Source organism: Salinivibrio sp. MA427 (assembly GCF_001996115.1).
Classification (GTDB): Bacteria; Pseudomonadota; Gammaproteobacteria; order Enterobacterales; family Vibrionaceae; genus Salinivibrio; species Salinivibrio costicola.
Genome location: NZ_MUFH01000335.1, coordinates 1 through 2,427, shown reverse-complemented (window position 1 = coordinate 2,427; position 2,427 = coordinate 1). Strand labels below are relative to the sequence as shown.

General features: G+C 47.1%; 2 protein-coding genes. One reads left to right on the top strand and one right to left on the bottom strand.

Annotated elements, in window-relative coordinates:
- The first annotated feature begins 21 nt into the window (after positions 1–21).
- The gene (locus BZG79_RS14150) at positions 22–1,353 is read left to right on the top strand and encodes a sigma-54 dependent transcriptional regulator (RefSeq protein WP_199877926.1); all 1,332 of its coding nucleotides are present in this window, start codon (positions 22–24) and stop codon (positions 1,351–1,353) included.
- A gap of 113 nt (positions 1,354–1,466) precedes the next feature.
- Here the strand turns inward: BZG79_RS14150 and BZG79_RS14145 are convergent.
- Positions 1,467–2,427: rhodanese-related sulfurtransferase (locus BZG79_RS14145; RefSeq protein WP_108743307.1), on the bottom strand; the 961-nt coding region annotated here is incomplete at its 5' end.

Sequence of the window (2,427 nt, the reverse complement as noted above, 5' to 3'; positions counted from 1 at the left end):
CGCAATATGGAAGGAAGAGTAATGTGTAAATCTCGCCTGTTTACCTGTGTAAACCAACCCTCGGATATTGAGCTGCTTCAACCCGCACAAAGGCTAGAGCATGTTGATCTTTCTACATTTGATACGCCTACGGATCTTCTTCGCGCTTTTGAGTTACAGCCGCCGGACTGGGTAGTGCTTGATATTGATTTAGACACTATGTGTACCGAAGCGATTATTCGTGTGATGGGAGAATATCGACATACCCATTGGGCGTTAATAAGCAATGGTGCACCGAATCCCGCTTGGAATGCGCGAGTACAGGACTGTGCGGCARCTGTTTTTCGGCGACCGCTAGATGGTAAATCGGTTCAGACGTTGCTTATTGATCGCTTAGACACGCGCTTTGTTTCACATCAGACCGCAATCCCAGTGCTCAAAAGCCAAGCAAATCAATATGGTTATCTGTTGGGCTCGTCTGAGCCAATGCGATTGCTATATCACCGACTTCAACGGCTTGGACCAACGGATGCAAATGTATTGATTGTTGGTGCGAGCGGCGTGGGGAAAGAGCATGTAGCGAAAACACTGCATAGTTTGAGTCAACAAGCTGCCGCCCCTTTTATGGCCATCAATTGCGGTGCGCTGAGTCCGGAATTGATAGAGAGTGAATTGTTTGGTCATGTAAAAGGGGCGTTTACTGGGGCGCACCAAGATCACCAAGGTATTTTTTATCAAGCCGAGGGGGGAACAGTATTCCTTGATGAAATAACCGAGATGCCTCAAACACTTCAGGTAAAGTTGCTGAGGGTGCTGGAATCTGGTGAATATCGCCCTGTTGGTGCGACAAAGAATCAAACGGCCAATGTGCGTTTAGTAGCGGCCACGAACCGAGATACAGATCAGGCAATCATTCAGGAAAAACTTCGTGAAGATATCTATTATCGCCTTGCGCAATTTATTGTCACCGTCCCGCCTTTATGCGAACGAGGTGATGATATTCATGCACTTATCACGCATTTTCTCGCTGAACTTAATCATCACTATAATGCGCAAACTAGCCTAAGTGCAGAAGCTTTAAGCGTACTGACTCAGCATCGTTGGCCGGGTAATGTGCGAGAGCTGAAACATGCAGTTGAGCATGGTTTTCTATTAAGTAGTGGACACATTGAGGTGTCGGACTTACCTACAACGGTTGTTCGCAAGGATGATAAGATGACCGCTTCCTGCTTTATCCCTGAAGGAATGACACTCTCAGAACTAGAGCAGATGGCAATCAAACAATCTCTGGCTCGGTACAATGGTAATCGTCAACGCACAGCGGCTGCATTGGGGATAAGCCCGAAAACACTTTACAACAAATTACAGCATTGAATCGATATCGAGTGAAATAAAGCGGGTGATATAGCGCATACAGTAGACAAGTAACGGCGCGCAAGGGATCGCGCACCGTTTCGCAGAAGCAGTTTGGGCGTGTTCTAGTCTGATTAAGCTTTATTTTTTTTACTTTGTTGCCGTTGGCGCTGTTTCTTTAATTCGCGACGTTGCTCAATGACTTTTCTCGCTTCACCGCCGACGTGTTGTTCACCCCGTTCACGTGCGAGGCGAACTTGATATTCTCGTTCACGAAACGCAGCTTTTTGCGCGTCGGTGTGTTTATCGATACATTTTGGACAGGAGACGCCTTGTTCATAGTGCTCGCTTTCCATGTCTGCTTGGGTTATTGGCAGACGACAAGCGTTACACATTGCGTAAGAGCCTTTTTCTAATTCATGATTAACGGCAACTCTGCTATCAAAAACATAACATTCACCGTTCCATAAGCTCTCACTTTCAGGCACCTCTTCAAGATACTTTAGGATCCCGCCCTCGAGGTGATATACCTCATCGAAGCCTTTTTCTTTCAAAAATGCCGTCGACTTTTCACAGCGGATCCCGCCAGTACAGAACATCGCCACCTTTTTGTGGGTACTGGGGTCAAGTTGCTGCTCGACATAGTCCGGGAATTCGCGAAAGCTATCCGTATGCGGGTTAACGGCGCGTTCAAAGGTACCGATCTCAATTTCGTAATCGTTGCGCGTATCAATCACCAACACATCCGGATCGCTGATTAATGCGTTCCATTCGGTCGGTTTGACATAGGTGCCGACACTTTGGCGTGGGTCAATGCCTTCCACGCCCATGGTGACGATTTCTTTTTTCAGTTTTACCTTGGTACGACTAAACGGCTGGCTGTCTTCAAACGATTCTTTATAGTCAATATCGGCCAGGCGTGGGTCGTTTTTAAACCACGCAAATAGCGCATCCATATTTTCTCGTGTCGCAGCGACTGTACCATTGATGCCCTCGTGAGCGAGAAGGAGTGTACCGCCTATCTGATTGGCTTCCATTACCTCAAGCAATGGCGCTTGCAAAGACTGATAGTCTTCAAGGGTGACAAATTTGTAC